This window comes from Serratia sp. Nf2 (genome assembly GCF_003028435.1).
In the GTDB taxonomy this organism is placed as follows: domain Bacteria; phylum Pseudomonadota; class Gammaproteobacteria; order Enterobacterales; family Enterobacteriaceae; genus Serratia; species Serratia marcescens_L.
Map to the genome: position 1 here is coordinate 170,795 of NZ_PYTW01000007.1, position 17,452 is coordinate 188,246.

The 17,452-nt window shown below is 49.7% G+C and carries 14 protein-coding genes, 1 tRNA gene and 1 pseudogene; 4 read left to right on the forward strand and 12 right to left on the reverse strand.

Going from position 1 to position 17,452, the window contains the following annotated elements:
- Positions 1-9 precede the first annotated feature (9 nt).
- Together C9411_RS16715 and C9411_RS16720 are read left to right on the forward strand one after the other, a co-directional pair.
- Positions 10-2,541, forward strand: a complete 2,532-nt coding sequence (locus C9411_RS16715; RefSeq protein WP_107227509.1) for a colicin-like bacteriocin tRNase domain-containing protein — start codon at positions 10-12, stop codon at positions 2,539-2,541.
- 13 nt (positions 2,542-2,554) lie between these two features.
- Positions 2,555-2,812, forward strand: a complete 258-nt coding sequence (locus C9411_RS16720; protein ID WP_107227510.1) for a colicin E3-like toxin immunity protein — start codon at positions 2,555-2,557, stop codon at positions 2,810-2,812.
- Between the two features lie 189 nt (positions 2,813-3,001).
- Here the strand turns inward: C9411_RS16720 and C9411_RS16725 are convergent.
- From C9411_RS16725 to C9411_RS16760, 8 genes and pseudogenes are all read right to left on the reverse strand, one after another.
- A pseudogene (locus tag C9411_RS16725) lies at positions 3,002-4,050 on the reverse strand (virulence RhuM family protein).
- A 324-nt stretch (positions 4,051-4,374) separates the two neighbouring features.
- Positions 4,375-6,714 carry a P-loop ATPase, Sll1717 family gene (locus tag C9411_RS16730; protein WP_107227511.1) on the reverse strand — a complete coding sequence of 780 codons (2,340 nt, stop codon included), beginning with the start codon at positions 6,712-6,714 and terminating at the stop codon, positions 4,375-4,377.
- Between the two features lie 511 nt (positions 6,715-7,225).
- Positions 7,226-9,559, reverse strand: a complete 2,334-nt coding sequence (locus C9411_RS16735; protein ID WP_107227512.1) for a primase-helicase zinc-binding domain-containing protein — start codon at positions 9,557-9,559, stop codon at positions 7,226-7,228.
- A 12-nt stretch (positions 9,560-9,571) separates the two neighbouring features.
- Positions 9,572-9,910, reverse strand: a complete 339-nt coding sequence (locus C9411_RS16740) for a DUF5375 family protein (RefSeq protein WP_107227513.1) — start codon at positions 9,908-9,910, stop codon at positions 9,572-9,574.
- The gene (locus tag C9411_RS16745) at positions 9,907-10,170 is read right to left on the reverse strand and encodes a hypothetical protein (protein WP_037432034.1); all 264 of its coding nucleotides are present in this window, start codon (positions 10,168-10,170) and stop codon (positions 9,907-9,909) included. Before C9411_RS16745 ends, C9411_RS16740 begins: the two co-directional genes overlap by 4 nt.
- On the reverse strand, positions 10,167-10,712 hold the full coding sequence (locus C9411_RS16750) for a host cell division inhibitor Icd-like protein (RefSeq protein WP_107227551.1): 546 nt from the start codon (positions 10,710-10,712) through the stop codon (positions 10,167-10,169). Before C9411_RS16750 ends, C9411_RS16745 begins: the two co-directional genes overlap by 4 nt.
- A gap of 5 nt (positions 10,713-10,717) precedes the next feature.
- Positions 10,718-10,963, reverse strand: coding sequence for a hypothetical protein (locus tag C9411_RS16755; RefSeq protein ID WP_060428553.1), 246 nt, complete (start codon positions 10,961-10,963; stop codon positions 10,718-10,720).
- Positions 10,960-11,220: an AlpA family transcriptional regulator gene (locus C9411_RS16760; RefSeq protein ID WP_060428555.1), complete on the reverse strand. Its 261-nt coding sequence runs from the start codon at positions 11,218-11,220 to the stop codon at positions 10,960-10,962. The genes C9411_RS16755 and C9411_RS16760 overlap by 4 nt, the downstream gene beginning before the upstream one ends.
- A gap of 545 nt (positions 11,221-11,765) precedes the next feature.
- On the opposite strand from C9411_RS16760, the gene C9411_RS16765 reads away from it, so the two are divergent.
- The gene (locus C9411_RS16765; RefSeq protein ID WP_107227514.1) at positions 11,766-12,491 is read left to right on the forward strand and encodes an NAD-dependent aldehyde dehydrogenase; all 726 of its coding nucleotides are present in this window, start codon (positions 11,766-11,768) and stop codon (positions 12,489-12,491) included.
- Positions 12,488-12,742 (forward strand): ogr/Delta-like zinc finger family protein, encoded by a 255-nt coding sequence (locus C9411_RS16770; protein ID WP_107227515.1) that lies wholly within the window; start codon positions 12,488-12,490, stop codon positions 12,740-12,742. The genes C9411_RS16765 and C9411_RS16770 overlap by 4 nt, the downstream gene beginning before the upstream one ends.
- 410 nt (positions 12,743-13,152) lie before the next feature.
- On the opposite strand, the gene C9411_RS25625 is transcribed toward C9411_RS16770, so the two are convergent.
- The 4 genes from C9411_RS25625 to C9411_RS16780 form a co-directional block, all read right to left on the reverse strand.
- The gene (locus C9411_RS25625; protein ID WP_146158884.1) at positions 13,153-14,532 is read right to left on the reverse strand and encodes a HEPN domain-containing protein; all 1,380 of its coding nucleotides are present in this window, start codon (positions 14,530-14,532) and stop codon (positions 13,153-13,155) included.
- Positions 14,533-14,538: 6 nt separating this feature from the next.
- Positions 14,539-15,702 carry an integrase arm-type DNA-binding domain-containing protein gene (locus C9411_RS16775; protein WP_107227516.1) on the reverse strand — a complete coding sequence of 388 codons (1,164 nt, stop codon included), beginning with the start codon at positions 15,700-15,702 and terminating at the stop codon, positions 14,539-14,541.
- Between the two features lie 162 nt (positions 15,703-15,864).
- A tRNA-Sec gene (locus C9411_RS25745) sits at positions 15,865-15,959 on the reverse strand.
- Positions 15,960-16,057: 98 nt separating this feature from the next.
- Positions 16,058-17,401 carry an esterase-like activity of phytase family protein gene (locus C9411_RS16780; RefSeq protein WP_107227517.1) on the reverse strand — a complete coding sequence of 448 codons (1,344 nt, stop codon included), beginning with the start codon at positions 17,399-17,401 and terminating at the stop codon, positions 16,058-16,060.
- Positions 17,402-17,452 lie beyond the last annotated feature (51 nt).

Below are 17,452 nucleotides of genomic sequence, written 5' to 3' on the forward strand. Positions count from 1 at the left end.
AGATGAGTTATGAGTGGTGGTGATGGTAAAGACAGCCGCGGTCCTGGCGGTGGGGTGAATGGTGGGCCGACGGGGCTGGGTGGGGGTGTGGATGCATCCGATCACTCTGGCTGGAGTTCGGAGAATAACCCATGGGGAGGTAAGGATAAGGACACTGGCGGGCATACTGGTGGTGGCAACAATGGTGGGGACAGGGATCCCGCCAACACCGGGAGCAACATTAACCTGAGTCTGTTTCCGGAAGCACAAGCGTCTGTCGCGGTGGGGACACAATTCAATCTTTCGTTGATCGACGGTGCGTGGGGATTCAGTCTGCTGAAATCCCAAACGGTGCAATCGTTTATCACGAAATCAATAGCCAAAGTGAAAACACTCGGCATCCCTACGGTTGGAACACTGTGGCGCGGTAGCCTTTGGGGATTGGTCGTGGAAGGCATTACGCCAACCAAAATCGCTCCTGATGATATGTCGATGGTGCGACATATCACGACGACGCTCCCTGCGGATTTGGTCACTCAGACGCCACCGGGCCAACTGCCCACTCAACCGGCAACCCTGGTCAGCGCCCGTATTGCTGACCTCGTTGACGAGGGGCAGCAGAAAGTGGCCATTGTTCGTTCACCGTCTTTGCCGATGAGCGTTCCGGTTGTGGAGGCTAAGCCCACCAAGCGACCGGACGTCTATACGGCGGGAATTGTACCAGGCATGCCTGATATTCATATTCGCGTCAATGCGCCGGCACCGCCAACCACGGCGAAACCCGTGGACGGTGTTACCGAGATAAATAATGCTGAAGCCAAACCGTTGCCAGCAACGCAGCCGGGCGGCAATACGCACGATGGTATCGTGGTGTTCCCCCCAGGCAGTAATTTACCACCGGCTTATGTTGCCGTGGTGGAGATCATTCCGCTCAATGAAGTCAATGCCCGCGAGACCGAACGCAAAGCGCTTCTGAGTTATCAGGAAATCCGCCAGGAGCGTGAAGCAATGCAAAAGGCGCGCGAGGAAAAATCCAAGACATTTGGTTGGCTGTTGCCAGAAGATCTGGCAATCATACAGCGGCAAATTGCGGAAACGCAGGCGCAAATTGTTCTCGGGCAGGCTACCGCGCAACGCCAGTCGGTTCAGGAATCGAATGCCAGAGCCCGGAGCCAACCGGCTCAGGCTGACCAGTATCGCCGCGAGCTGACCCGGACCAATGCGTCTACGGAAGCACTGAATAATCAGCTGGCCTCGCAACGACAGGCGGAAACCGACAAACGTGCAGAAATTGCCGAATTCGAGCGCAGAGCACGAGAAAATATGAGCAAAATTCGTGCTCGGCAGCCGACCGATCCGGATATTGCTTCGTTGTCACCGCAAGCGCAAGCGGCGTTCTGGCGCAACCAGGCGAAGAAAGAATTCGTTCTTACGGTTGGCGATGGCGATTTGCCCAAATATCCGCCGGTCATGGGCAGCAAACCCAGTTCGCTGTTTCTGGAGCAGCCTGCCTACTTCTGGCGTGAAAGCGGATTTGTTATCAGCAACTATAATTCGGTAGCGGCGACGGAGACACTGGAAGCAGGTATCCGTGGCGCGTTTGCCCGGGCCTCGACGACATTGACGAAGACACCTGCGGAAAAACTGTATGCCAACGGGCAGGTCACCACGGCTGAGTTTGCTCAGCTCTCTTTTGTCTTTTCCGAGAGTTTGGACGTGCCGGCATTGAGCGTCATGTCATCCCTGGGTATCGGTCGGTTCGGATTGACACGAGACGATGTGAGGAATGCGCTCGGCAACTATAATTCGGTGCGGTTACCTTATCGACTGGTTTCTCGTGAGACGGGGGATGTCGGGGAAGAGAAAATCCACATCAATATCGTTCGCCCTGATGAGCGGAATGTAAAAGGTGCGGTGCCATTAAGGCCACTATCATGGGATGCGGTGAAAAGGGAGTTACGCTTTACCACTGATGACGGTGCTATCTCTCTGACCTGGACACCGGCGAATGACAAGGGCGTATCCGGTTATATTATTACCATCACGCCGGTTGGTGCGCCTGCAGGCAAGCTTACGACGGGGGGCAGTGTCGATGTGTCAGGGAAAGGAACGCTGACTGCATTGCCCAATGGTGATGTTCAGCAGATCCATGACTATATTTTGGTTCCACCGGTTGAAAGTGGTCTTGATCCGATTTATGTCATGTTCAACAAACCACGAAAAAAACCGGCCAAGGAGGATAAGCCTGAGCTTGTCAAACCCCGGAAAGGGTTGACAGAATTTGGGCATGGATATCATCGGCCTCCAAAAACAGAGGATATACACGGGCTGGGTGAACTCAAAAAAGGGGAGTCGAAGAATCCTGTTCAGGGGGGAGGAGGCCTTCGAGCACGCTGGTATGGCGACAAGGGACGTAAAATCTATGAATGGGATTCACGGCACGGTGAGCTGGAGGGATATCGAGCCAGCGACGGTACGCACCTAGGCGCATTTGATCCCACCACCGGTGAACGAACTGAAGAGCCGAAACCTGAACGTAACCTCAAAAAGAAATATCTGTAAGGAGATAGTCATCATGGGACTAAAATTAAATCTTGTTTGGTTTGAAATTGATTCACGTCAATTTGCAGGGGAAGAATACTCTAAGGACTTTGGGGATGATGGCTCAGTTATCGAAGGCTTAGGGTTGCCATTGGAAGATAATATTAATAATGGTGGGTTCAATGTTGAACGTGGTTGGATTCCATTGCTTCAACCGTATTTCAAGACAAAAATTTCCCCTGAAAAATTTGCCTACCAGATCTCGTTCGATTATCAGGATGGCAATTGGTAATCTGACATTTTACCCATAACAAATAACGCCCAACAATTGCAATATTGTTGGGTTTTTTGTTATTAATATCAATCCCCTAAGAATACCGTATAGTGCAGGAGTGCCCCTATTGCGATAACGGATTATGTTTAAAAAACATCCTTACCGTACAATAATTTCCGATCTCCAAACTCCCCCCTTTAAGGGGCTTTATGGACGCTTTTTGGTGTCTGTTTTCCACTGCAGTAAACCGGCAATATCCTGTTCCCCCGCCGCTTCTTTTAAGCGGCGCTGCTGCTCGGCATACTGGACATATTCAGCCTGCGCTTTTTCATCTGCCGCTTTCTTACTGACCGTGCCAGCACCTTGTAGAACGTCACGGTCGTTAAATTACAGAAACTGATCCAGCTTATCCTGCCAGTCACGCAGGAACACCTGTTGACGACGCCGCGCCTGATCTTCAGCGAAATCTGACCACATGTTGACCACGCGATTGAGTTCACTGACTTCGTCCTGATTGAGGTAATTTTTCGCCACCGTCACGTCGCTTTTGCGCACCTCCTCCCCCTTATAGCTGCTTAAGCCCATATGGGGCTGGCTGGCGTCAGCCCGCTGATGGATGAGTTCGGCAGCGGTGTGGCCGGTGCAGGCAAAATGCAGCTTGTTTTGGATAGTTTGGAAAAACAACGTTGTCTCTTTAAGTGACGGCTGATAGTCGGCGGCTAATGCGAAGATCTCCCTAACCCGCAAATAAACCTGACGCTCACTGGCACGGATATCACGGATGCGCTCCAGCATCTCATCAAAGTAATCAGGCACTGCGGATGAACCCACGGGCGGATTTTTAAGCCGCTCGTCATCCATCACGAAGTCTTTTATCAGGTATTCCTGAAGCGTTTGGGTTGCCCACTGCCGGAACTGAGTTCCTCGAGGCGAACGAACACGATAACCAACGGCAAGAATAACGGGCAGACTATAGTGCAGGATATTGCGACTTACCTGACGTGACGGCCCCCTTCCTGCTGAACCTGTAAGTAAGACTTACAGGTTGCGTTTTGTTCAAGTTCCGCTTCTTCGTAGATCGCTTTGATGTGCTGCGTAATCGCCTGGGGAGTCACTTGATAAAGATTCGCGATGGTCGCCTGGGGCAGCCACAGCGTTTCTTGCTCAAAACGACATTCAACGCGCACTTTGCCGTCATCGCTGGCAAACATAACAAACTCACCTGCCGGTGATTGGGGTAAGTGCTTGTCTGCCATGTCGCCTCCGCTTTAATCTGAAATCTGACTTACAACGCTGTAGTTCGCTCAGTATGCCAGAGAACCACATCAAAGCTCATTACTCGAACAACGGTTATTTTCCCAAAAAAATATCTGCAAGCTGACTCGCTTGGATAGGATTTTGTTGAATTTAAGAAAGTGAGGGAAACAGTAATTTGGCGGAAGATCACAGGAGTGATAAAATCACATCAACTTACTGATATTTAATACAAAAAATCCAATAAAAAGAAAAAATATACATATGGTTATACAAAAGGAGAGCTGCTTACGGCGTAAGCAGCTCACAAAGCCTATATCCACGCCTTATAAATCTCCAGTGATCATTAGTACAGGCCAAAAAGCTTCATGAATGACATAGCTCAAATTACCATTTTCTTTTTTTATCACCCCATCCAAGAGATTTTTATTATAATTAAAGTTATAAATAAACTTGACATCTCCGGAGCTTGTTTTAATTCCTAAGAACCCATACCAAAGTAAGAGGCCCATTATTTTCTCTGAAACATCAATATCAGATTGCTGAGTGCTTATTATTCCAATGACGTCCATATAAGAAAGAGTAGCATTACATCCTATAAATGAATACAAAATATCTTCTGAGTCTTTTGATACATCACGAAGTTCATAGCCAATATCCTGTAAAAGATCTGAAGAATAAGCTGAAATACCTTTTTCAATATCTGTCTCTTCGATAATTTCATGATTTAGATTGATCGAGAAGCTTTTGCAGTGGTTAATTAGATTTAATAAAAATCTTGGTCTCATTAATGAGCGATCAATTAAATATTGCGATGTTTCCTCTCCCTTATAATGACTAATAAAAACTTTACGCCAAGCAGTAATGAAATCCATTTCCTCTGGGAGATTATTTGAAATTATTCTTAACCTAACTAACTCTCGCAATAAATCAGAATCAGTCCAATCTAATAAAACACTGGCTTCTTTCCCTCTATCTGAAGTCTCTCTGACCAAGAGTTCGTAAACATCATTCCTGAGGAAAACTACAGTATTCACATCCAGCTCATTACGGTTAAATTCCCTTTCTATTTTCCGCGTCGCATCAATTAAGGCTCTTATTATCATTAAATCGCCATGTTCAAGTCCTGACGTCGGCCAACCATTATCTATATTATCAAATAAAAGCCATAGAGATAGTTTATTCCCCATGTATCCAATTAATTTCTCTCTAAGTTTTTTCACATCATGCTTATGGATGAGTTCTGTTATCTTTGCAGCATTTAAACTCACATGTTTTTTATCTCCATAAACAGCATCATATTGAGAGTAAATCTTCTCCATTAATACCGACATTCTTTCAGAAAAATCACCTTCAGAATCATACTCATCGACATTATATAACTCTACCAGCTCTCGATACCCGTCATAAAGGGTATGATCAGTAACATGTCTCTTTCTATCTTTTTCTATTATTTTATAACAAATCTCAAGCAAAAGAACATATTCCCAAAAAGCTGTAATGGTATGTAGATAGGTTCCCTCCTCTAAATGCTCTAGCATTCTCTCCTTAAATTTTATCAATTTATAACCATCTGGTTTTAAATCTAACACTATATTTTTACTTCTATTTCTTTCGCGTTCATGATCTCTTATCTGGAGAAATATAGCGGACTTTCCTGAGCCTTTCCTACCAACAATAAGATGTGCCTCTCCCCTAAGTGCTTTTAGGTATTGATCTGTTTCTAAATAATACGATTCGAGATACCGCATCTCATTCTCAGCAGATGTAGCACCCAAATCCAATCTCTTCAGAAATGATTTCTCTCTATGCGATTTATCATTATCACCTTCTTGGAACGCTTTAGCCACCTCAATAGCAAAACCTCCAATCACCTCATTTACGTCTCCAGGGTGATAGGTGACATTTACTAGATCTCTATAGTCAAGAGGGACGGGTCCATCTCCATTTTGAATAAGACATACAGCTTTATTCATTCCATGCGCTAAGCCTGCAATAAAGGCAGCCCTAATATTATGAATCTCAAATCCCTCAGATGAATCAGAAAGCAAGGGGACCACAATTCCATATGATGATGACACTTGCTTTATTGCTTCAAAAGCTGACAAGCGAGGTTGTTCACTTGGATTAAACTCTCTATAAATATAACCAGATTTCTTTATTCTGGATATAATCCTACCAGACCAGTCTGTTTTAAATGGTGTATTTATTATATAAACTGGCGACTTTATATTTAAGTCACCATTAACATCAATAGCATTAAAGTCAACAAAATCACTAATTATTTTCTGCAACTCTTGGGAGTTTTGATACGTTTTATAACCTAATGTATCAAAAATACCCACATCAGATATCTTTATTCCTTTTTGGTTGACACTTGAATTTCTTGTCAAATAAACCCTTTTTAGCCGTCCTATTGCATATCCTATCTCATATGTGACGTTAAAATTCAGTTCAGTTATATCCGCTATTAAAAAATCCGCTTCATTAATTCCGGATAATACCTCTCCAGATATAAAGTGCCCTATTATATCTAGCTGCTTCCATGTTTTTATTGTAACTCTACCATTAGAACTATTTACTTTCGCAGACGCCGAGTCAATACATAATCCTACTTCACTTGGTATTGAAGGGTAAGCATAGAATCCATTTAGTTTATTGCTCATATCCTCACCTTTTTAATTATTCTCTAAATAATAATTGGCAACAGCATACGGCATAAGTAATGAGATACTTGTGATTACTAATTAACCATAGAGTTTTTGCAAACACAACAACCAAATACTCTAAATGTTCCCAAAAAAAAGATTTATAGAAAAACTGGTCACAGTGTTCACTTTTGTTTTTAGTTGTTTAAAAACAATAAATTAACCGGTGATTGGTTGGTGATGAGTTTGTCCTGACTGGTCACTTACAGTGAACAGTCAGCCCAAAAATGCAAAATACTGGCCCGAACCGGTGATTTATTGCGCTGTGGGTGAAGGGCAGGAAGGGATTTCAGGCAGAGAAAAGGCCTGCAATGCAGGCCTGAGTAGTCACCGCTACGGGGTTCCCCGGTGTTGGGTATATGCGGTTTGTACTGCTCGACTATAAGCGCACCCGCGCAGCAGCGTCCAATGGGTTCGGCAGATCAATAAAATCCTATTGATCGGCAGAAACGATCGTGATGCTATTCGCTTAGCGCATTTCACACTTTGGGAGCCAGTCGGCTTCACAGTCTTCGTTTAATATCAGGTTAGTCTGCATCCCCTGATTGGTCTTGCGCTTCAACAGCGCTATTTCATACTCTCGCAGGGTTTGTGGCACGGCGCGCCCGAACGCGGTCAGATTCAATGGGTACTTGTGTCCCCGGGCCTCCATGTAAGAGAGGTACGCGTGATACAGGTATTTACGTGGGTTCGCCGGGGTAATGTTGGCATTGCCGATATACAGACCGTCAGGCGCATTGACTGCCAGCAGGTAGCCGCAAAAATCGACCAGCGGATCGGCACTGCGTTTAATCTCCAGCGCTTCATCGGAGTTCTGTTGCGCTTCGAGCAATGTGCGGGCGTCATCGGGCACGGCAAAACGCTGCATCAGGTGGCGCACGATCACCGCCAGCTCGCCGGTGATTTTTGCCAGCAACTGCGGGTCACGCTCGCTGGCCGGTATCACCTCCGGGAACGGCAGGATCACCCGGCGACGAGACACGCCGCCGCTGCGGTCACTGAACTGCATCGGGTTGTTATTCACCGCCAGAATCACTGCCGGAATGTGCGCCGCGTAAGGGGCACGGTGTTTCGGATCGATAGCCACCGCATCGCCACCGGTGATCGCCTTGATGCCTGCCCCGTCACCGCTCCACCTTTCTTGGTCAGGCAGAATAATCAACGAAAAGCCAACCACCAATGCACGCTCGCGTGCCGACTCGAGGTTATCGATGGTGGCTGATGTGGTGTTGTCTTTCCCCGCCAGCAGACTGGCTATCGCGGCCATCACGCTTTTGCCGCTGCCGCCGGGACCGGTGACCTCAAGGAACAGTTGCCAGTCATAACGGTTCGCCAGCACCATAAACAGCGCAGCAAGAATGCGCGCCTGCTTGTCGGATTGCTGCCCGGCAGCGCGGGTCAGCCAGCGCCAGAAGTGCGGGGCGTGGTCGGCCAGATTTTCCCCGGTCTTGGGCGGCGTGTAATCCACGCTGTTGACGGTGCGCAGCCAGTGCGTTTTCTGGTGCGCACTGAATTGCCCTGTGGTGGTATCAAACACCCCGTTACGAAAGCCAATCAGGTGTCGTGCCGGCGTGCCCATTTGCGACACCATCAGCCTGAGTGTGTCCAGAATGCTGTTGATACCCGCCGCCGAGAACGGCGCGCGGATTTTCTGAAACAGGGCGGCAATCTCGCGGCTGAACACCCGGTACGGCAACACCTGCCATGCGCCGTTTTCATAGCGGCACAGGTCTTCACCGACCTGTGGCACGGCCAGCAGGTGCTGGTAGTGCTCCGCCAGCAGTTCGGCCTTTTCACTCGCGCTCATGGCTTTCAGGTCGGCATCGCTGAGCGTATCAAACGGACTGGGTTGCTTGGGCTGGCTAAAGGCAGTCAATTGTGCAAGCGCGGCCAGCTTGCCCTGTTGCAGGTAAATGTCGTTCCAGTCGCCGGTTTCTGACGGCAACGCCGGTTTACCGCCGCTCAGTTGCGCGGCCTCGGCGGCGCGGGCCTGCCCGGTGCCGTTCTCGTCATTGTCGGCCGCCAGCAACAACAGCGCATCAGGATAATGAGTGCGCAACTGCTGCGCCATCGCGGGCAGGTTATTGGCGCTGAGCGCAACGCAGACGCTTTCCCCGGTCAGGTGGTGCACGGTCAGGCCGGTGGCGTAACCCTCGGTCAGCCAGATAACGGCATTATCCTGCCCCGGCAGGAAATGGCAGGTGTTTTTCACCTGTCCTCCGGCCAGCGTGCGCTTGTCGCCTGCGGCGTTGATTAACTGGACGTTAACCACCTCCCCGGCGCTGTCAGTCAGGGGGAGCAGCAAGTCGCCGGGCTGATAAGTGATACCGCCCACGCGCAGCGACGGCCCCTGTAATGTCAGGGTGTCGCTATCCGGCCAGCCCTTGGCGGTCAGATAGCTATTCCCGGCCTGTTGCTGGGCGCTGGCAAGTAGCTGTCTGGCCTGCTGAGTCGCGTTATTTCGCGCCTGCGCTTTGTCCTGCAGTTCCTGCTGGGAATTGTATTCGGGCAAGGCGTTGCCTAATGGCTCACCCAATACCCCGGCCACCTTTACGGCGGCCTCTTTGGTGGTCACGGCCAGTGCTTTTTCGACCAGATTCAGGCCGTCGCCACCGCCGCACTGGTTACAGAACCATGTGCCACGGCCCTGCAGATTATCAAAGCGAAAACGGTCTTTGCCGCCGCAGACCGGGCAGGGCTGCGCCCGGCCCCCTGCAGTAATGTGAATGCCCAGCGCGGTGAGTAAGACCGGCCAGTGGCCGGTCGCTGCACGTGAGGTGTGAGAAACGCTTGTTGCGGTCATTGTTTTGCTCCCTCAGTGCACGGTGGTGTTGCAGGTGACGGCCATCCGGCCACAGCACAGCTCATCCATCATCTTCTGCCCGAGCGTGGTCAGACGCGGCGGCGCCACCAGAATATCCGGCTGCACCATGTCACTGAGCATGGTACAGGCCATGTCCATGCCCACCTCTGCGCCGTGCTGGCGGACAAAGTAGCCTTCAATGTCCATCGCAATCGCCATTTGCAGTTCATCCAGCGTGTAGCCGGGGTTCACCCGGTAAAAGGCGCAGGTATCGAGATAGGCATGGGCCAAAGCGCGACGGTAAACGGCGGTACGGACTTCAACGGGTAAACAAGACTGTGGGGTGTTCATGCGGCGGAAGCCTCCATGCTGGCGATGATGTGGGAGTCACAGGTTTTGACGACCTGTCCAAGCTGGTCAGTGAGTACCGCTATGACAGACGCAAAGGCGGCTTTTTGAGCGGCGTCAGGGCGCTGACCGGTCGATTCAAGGGTATCCAGCATGTCGAGGAACAGCACGCCGGTAGAATGCGCGTGCTGAAGACGCAGGAAATCAGCATGCGGAATAGGATAGAAGGTTTCACTGTGGAAACGGGCGGCCAGCGTATTCATGCCACCCCCTGAACAGGCAGACGGCCCGCAAACGACAGAATGTAGTCACGCGCCAGTAGGCGGCGGGCGCTGTGTTCAGAATCCGCCACGGTGCGCACGATACGCGGTGAAGCCGTCAGCGCAGAACGGCGCACGGCCGCAAACAGAAAGCAGAATGTAGGGTGAGTCGGGGTGAGGGTCGTAGCCATGGTGGCAGCCTCCATTGAGTAATGGTTATTGCTACCACCGAAGTTTCCACGCTTATGGGTGGTAGCCCAGACGGGGGTGGAAATACCGGCCTCAATGGATACCGGCCTGACCGAAGTCAGCCCCGCCTGAGCCACCATTGTTTGACAGCCACAGTAGCATAAAAACCACTGTGCAAAAAATGAGCGCACTAAGGCCGCGACATAAAAAAACACGCTAGGCGCGTGTGGTGTCGCCATTGAGTTACACGGGTTTCCACGCCCGGCTGCCGATTGTGCGACAGCGGAGGGACTATAGCGCAGTGCCGGACGCGGGGGCAAGCCGTAAGACGCCCCCGGACGTTCAATCGATCGCATAGTGATCAACAGTCTGTAAGCTGGTCGTTGCGGGTCTCAGCGGCGGCGCAGGTCAGCGGTACTGGCCCGGCACTGAACAGACGCGGCTCAGCCTGGCGACTCGCCAGACGAATAACGCCGTGTTTTTCGCTGCGGTGCTCCGGTAAGACAATATCCGGCTGTTTGCGTTGCAACAGGATGGCTTCTGCCACAAACAGTGCGTCGTTGTCGCTCAGGGTAAAGTGCTGGCGACCAAAGGTTAACCGCATCATGCTGCGGCCCCCTGATGACGGTTGGCGATACGTTCAGCCATCCAGCTTTCGACTTCTGATTCGAGCCACGCGACGGTTTTACCGCCAAGGGAAACTTGGGCCGGGAACTGCTTGCGGGTCATCATTTCGTAGACGGTAGAGCGTGACAGCCCGGTGGTGTAAAGCACTTCGGGCAGGCGAATGAAACGCTCACGGGGCATGTAATCGACCGGGACGGTCGGGAATGTGGAAGGGGTCTGTGTGGCAACTGCAAACATGGAATGCTACCTCGTTTATACCCGGTGGGATTTCACCGGCGCTGTGTGGGTTCGTCTGGTAGCGCCCTATTATGAGAATATTTTGCGGGGTGGCAACAAGGGGATGTTGTGTGATGGGCTAAGGAATTGCACGTAAAAACAACGAATTGCACTAAGTTGCATTAGCCCACCGCTCCTCACCCTTCCTCACTTTTAATTCATAGCTTTCAGCAATCAATAATCGATTTATAAATAGACAGGAACATCAAAAATAAATCTAACCACGGCTAGCCAGAGAAAAGGTCTTTTTTAGAAAAGTGAACAGTAGTGAACACTGGGTGACGAGTTTTAGTGAAACTATTCACTGATTTATTGACTGATTTATCTATGTTTTTTATTAGAGTGAACAGTTGTGAATAGTTTTATATAAAACTAAAAACGCTTTGATGGTTTTATCGTCATTTTTCGAGACTGTTGTCCTGCGGACAGTCCAACTGGGATGAATGGCGATGTTGTACGGCGGTCAGCAGAATAGCCTCACATTGACTGACACCGGAGATAACCCCATGAGCACCACCACCTTACCGAAATACATCACCGATAAACTGCAAGCCCTGCGTGACGCTCGCGCCGCCCACGAAAAAAACTATCAGGCGTTGACTGATGTCGTGACAGGCATTGCTCGCTGCCACCAACAGAAGAAAGACACCGAAGTGCAAAGCCATGAGGCAGAAAGCCAGTGGCGCACCCTGTTTCGCAAACTGCGCGGGGAGATGACGCCGGAACTGCAAGCGCAGCACCACAGCCGGATTTCCAAGCGGGAGCTGGCGAAAGAGTTCGACGGACTGATTGAGGAGATGGAGCTGGACAAAATGCAGCTTCACCTCAACTGCGGCGGCACAGCCCCGAAGGTGGTGAACGCGCACAAAGACGCCCTCACGACCTTTGCAGCTCACGCGATGCATCAGGCGGTGGATGCGCTGAGCAAGGCGCTTATCAGCCCTGACGTTATCAAGGCTTGTGCACTGGCTTCACGGGCTTACGGCGTCTATGCGGACAATCCGATGAGGATGATTGAGCAACAGGTACTGGGCACGCTACAAGGCCGCATTCGCGCTACTATGGCTACGCAAAATATCGACCACCCGGTGCTGAATGAGATTGGCCTGACGATACCGCAAGAAACCGGCGCATTGCCGGAACTGCAAAGCAGTCTTGCCAAGCGTATGCAGGTTATCGCAGAACTGAAGAAAAAACGTCAACACTTGGAGCAGAAGGGGGCCAAATCATGATGCGCTGCCCGCTGTGCACTCATGCGTCCTATACTCGCACCAGTCGCTATATCACGGAGCGGACGAAAGAGGCGTATTACCAATGTCAGAGCCTGACCTGTTCTTGCACATTCAAGACGGTGGAGAGCATCGATAAGATTTTATGTCAGCCCATTCAAGCGGAAACTGTGACCAGCGAATATTTACCGCCGCCGGAAAAAAGGACATTAAACCGTTACCGCCGTTATAGCCGAAACCAAACACTTCATTGATTGAACTGACCCCGCTGCAATACTGATTTTGCTGCGGGGCGTTTACCGTTCCCCAAGTCCAAAAACAGCCTTTTTTCTGGCTAGCCTGCCTTAAACTGCACGTGCATGCATAGGGTGCATGATTTTGCATTAATCCCCAGCCTCTCAAAACAGCTGAAACCCCGTGCCACAAGGGCTTACAGGGCCTCTGAGTCATGCATGAAATGTGCATGATAAAGTCAGAGCGCGTAGGCGAGGGAGTATTGCGCGCGCAGAGGTTTGAGCAACTTTTCGTTTAGTGCGTCAGCGTGTCGCTGAGGTATCTATTTGTTGCTATTTAACTCAGTAGGGTGCTGGCACTATCGCACTGTGACAGGTCGTTGAACGCGATTATTTTTGATATATGAATGGGAAACAGGGCAGATTAATGGTTATTTTTCTTTAGTATTTGCACCGCAATGATATTCTAAACTTTTGTAAAAATCAGATAATATCTTATCCTTATCTGGCGTATCCAAACCTAAACTGGAAAAGCCAAAACAAGCAGAAATAATCGCCCTAGCTGCTAATTTGCTATACTCATTAGTGTTGATTTCGTTACCTCCCCTATATATAGACGAACTTCCATGAACTATACCAGATCTCATATCATACATTTTCTGCGCTATTATCATCCACTTATCAAGGTCACCATAATACACCGCAGCCAAAGATGCCACCCTATTTTTAAAATTCAGAGTAGTTATCCCACTATTTTTATCCGTAGTTAAACTAACAAGCCTTTCTAGAGCAGCTGTTAACTTTACCACACGGAAGGCCTTATCTTTATCATACAAGGAACTACTAAACATATATATTGAATCAACTAATCTATCAGAAATTAGATTATCACTCGATGGGTCAAGAGCCATTTCAATTAACTTTGAGATAATATTTTTTAAATCATCTTTAAAGTCAGATTGAAATTTACTCCAAAAAACATCACTCCATAGCACCTTGCCTTTACTTGAAAAATTATAGTCTAATTTTTCATTCTTATTAGTAAAATAAAAACCATTATATCTAGGCACGGAGTTAAATGACAAAGAAATAAATTCATGTGATATGTTATAATGTTCACTAAAAACATGAAATATTCCAACTATAAATTCAGCGATATTTTTTGCCACCCTCGCTCTTAGCTTATTTGATCTTTTGGTAACATTAACAATTAAAAAATGATTATAAGGAAACTCTCCAGAATCACAAAAGTCATCAGCTCCATTTATTATTTCTTTATCAAAAAAAGGCTTTGCCATATTAAAAATAGTATTTCTACAGACTATTTTTGCACTACCTATTTCAATGTCATGATCCAGACCTAATGCAAGCATTGGAAAATAAAAACGCTCCGAATCCATTTTTTTAAATGCATTCTTTATAGTCCTATCAACTAATCGAGAGTACCCTCTCTGATCGTCAGTTTCGTCATCTATTATCACATAGATGTAAAACTCATCCATCAAAAAACTGACAAACTCACTAACTGTAATATGACTACCTAATCGTTTAGAATTTATCTGCCTACGTGCAATATCAAAAAATCTGTCATGCGCCGCATAGGATAAATGCAATTGAGGATAATTACCCTCTTTGTTTTTTAGTTGAATTCGTGCAGGGGCAGTAATCATCATGCCGAGGCCACCATGCGGCCCATTATATTCTAACTTATGTTCCTCCATAATATTATCGCCTGATAATCTTTTGCCGACACGCAAACATTCAGCCATAATAAAATTAAAATCAACTGTATCTAACTTAGATGCGCTCATAACACCTCAAATGATTATATCGGAATACCATTGCAACATATCCCTGCGTTTTTCCAAATACTGAGCATGATTATAAGTACCTCGAATACCATTTTTATCCACATGCGCTAGCTGCATCTCAATCCATGCAGAATCAAACCCTTGCTCATGTAGGATAGTAGACATCGTATGCCTGAAACCGTGACCGGTGGCTCGCCCCTTATATCCCAGCAGCTCTATTACCTGATTCACACTTTCCTTACTTATAGGCTTTCTGCGGTTGTTTCGTCCAATGAAAATGTAAGGATAGTGACCTGTGATCGGTTGTAGCTGTTTAAACAGTTCAACCACCTGAGTAGAGAGCGGCACAATGTGCGGGCGGCGCATTTTCATACGTTCGGCGGGGATCTCCCAGATGGCACGCTCAAGATCGATCTCTTCCCACGTAGCAAAGCGCATTTCTTGCGTGCGTACGCCGGTCAGCATAACGATCTTCGCTGCATTCTTGGTGATGATACTGCCGGTATATCCTTCCAAGTCCTTAACAAAATAAGGCAGCTCTTCAGCCGAAAGGAACGGATGGTGCTTTTGCTTGGGCACGGCTAACGCGCTGGCAAGATCTGGGGCTGGGTTATATTCCGCCCTACCGGTAATAATGGCGTAGCGGAAGACCTCTCCGCAGCGCTGGCGTACCTTACGGGTCTTCTCCAATGCCCCACGCTTCTCAATGCGCCGTAGTACTTCCAGTAGCTCTAAGGGCTTAATTTCGGCAATGGGGCGTTGACCAATATACGGAAACACATCCTGCTCAAAAGTGCGCATGATTTCTTCCCTGTAGGCTAGAGTCCATCGGTCAGCCTTGTTCGCGTGCCACTCGCGGCTAATGGCTTCAAAAGAGTTCTCGACAGAAAGCTTCTGAGCGAGCTTTTGCGCCTTTTTCTCGGCTACTGGGTCAATACCATTCGCAACCTGCTTACGGGCCTCTCCGCGCTTTTCTCGCGCGTCGGCCAGCGTTACCAAGGGGTAGGTGCCAAAGGACATCAGCTTGGCTTTTCCGGCATAGCGATAGCGAAAACGCCAACCTTTACTCCCATCAGTATTGATAAGAAGCGACAGGCCTTGGCCGTCGTTGAGGGTGTAGGGTTTTTCCTGCGGTTTGGAGCGTCGAATTTGTATGTCAGTTAGGAGCATGTGTATAAGTGGATTCTGTGTATAAAAAAATTATACGCACCATTATACACATTTTTCTCGGATTCAGGCGGTAATGCACGGACACCAGTGGACAATAAAATCACATAATTAATTGATTTTATGCATTTTAATGGACTTTTCAGGAACTACCCGGACAAGCTTTGGCGGAAGATCACAGGAGTCGAACCTGCCCAGGACCGCTGGCGGCCCCAACCGGATTTGAAGTCCGGCCGCCCCACCGGGGACGAGGATCTTCCTTGGAGAAGAGAAGAAGCAAGGCGCTGATTATAGCGCAGTTTGTTCGCTGCGCTAAGCGGGAAATGGCGGCCGCCGGCGATTCGGCGGCCGCGGAGCGCTACTTCAGGAAATCCTTCACGTCCAGCAGGATGAACTCGTTGTCATCCGCCATATTGGGTTGGCGGCTGGAAGAGAACGGGAAGTTGTTGTCGTTGCCGACGATGATGTGGTTGGCATCCACCACGTCCACATTCTCGATGGTGAAGAACGGGAAAGTCAGCACGCCGTCGTTCAGCGGCTTGCGCGCCAGCTTGTTCGGATCCTGAATGTTCAGCAGGTCGATATAGCCCAGTTTCTCGACCGGTTTGCCGACGTTGGCGTCCGAGAAAGCGATTTTATACACTCGCTTGAACTTGGCTACCTGGCTGAAGCAGTTGTCGGTCGGCGCACCGGCGGCGCAGGCTTTATCCGGCGTGCCTTCGCCGTTGTCGCGCTCGATCACCAGCCCGTGGGTGGCGTCGATCATGTTGAAGTCGCCGATGGCGTTCTGGTTGTCTTCCAGCACGTACTGCCAGCTGCGGCCGGTCCAGGCCTGCTGTTTCACGTCGAACTCCAGCACCCGCAGGTAGCGTTTACCGCCGACGTTCTCGAACTGCTCGCCGTCCCACAGCGCCCCTTCCAGCAGCGGGTACAGCTTGCTGCCGTCCGGCGAGGCGGCCATGCCTTCAAAGCCTTTGGAGCGCGCCACCTGGAAGTTCTGCTTGCCGTCCGGCGCGCCCGGCAGTGTCAGCGTCGGGTTGTCCGGCGATTTCACCACCTTGCCGTCCACCTGGGTGTCGAACACCGCCAGCACCTTGCCGTTCAGGTCGGCCTTGATCAGGTAAGGCCCGAACTCTTCGCCGATCCACAAGGCATCGTCGGCAAACTGGAAGCTTTCCGGATCGAAATCGCTGCCGGTCAGATAACGCTTCTCGGTGCTCTCGTTAATAATGTGGAACGGCACCTTTTTATCCGGATCGTGCAGGAACACCGTCTTCAGCGGCGCGACCGTGCCGTCTTTAAAATCGATCTTGTAGTGATTGAGGTACAGCATGGCGTCCGGCGAGTTGGCCTTGCTGCCGAAGCCGTTGTCGGTCAGCACCCAGTAGGTGCCGTCGGGCATGTGTTTGATGCCGGAGTGGCCCTGCAGCGGCTGACCGTCGATCGGCAGGCCGAGGCCGGTCAGGCGATCGGCGGATTTGCCCGCCACGCTGCCCAGCTCGGTGACGCGTTTGCCGCTGGTGTACTTGCCGCTCTGCTGCAGATCGCTCGGCGCGTCCTTCGGTGTGGAAACGGCGGATTTCACCGGCAGCAGCGCATGCCCGGCCAGCGTCGCTTGCACCGGCTGCGCGTCGGCCCACAGGTTGGCGCTCAGCGCCATGCAGCCGACCAGCAGCGCCAGCCGGGTTTTGGTGTTGTGCATGTCATTGTCCCTTTTCGTTGTTATCGCCCAGAAGTAAAAGCAACGTCACTA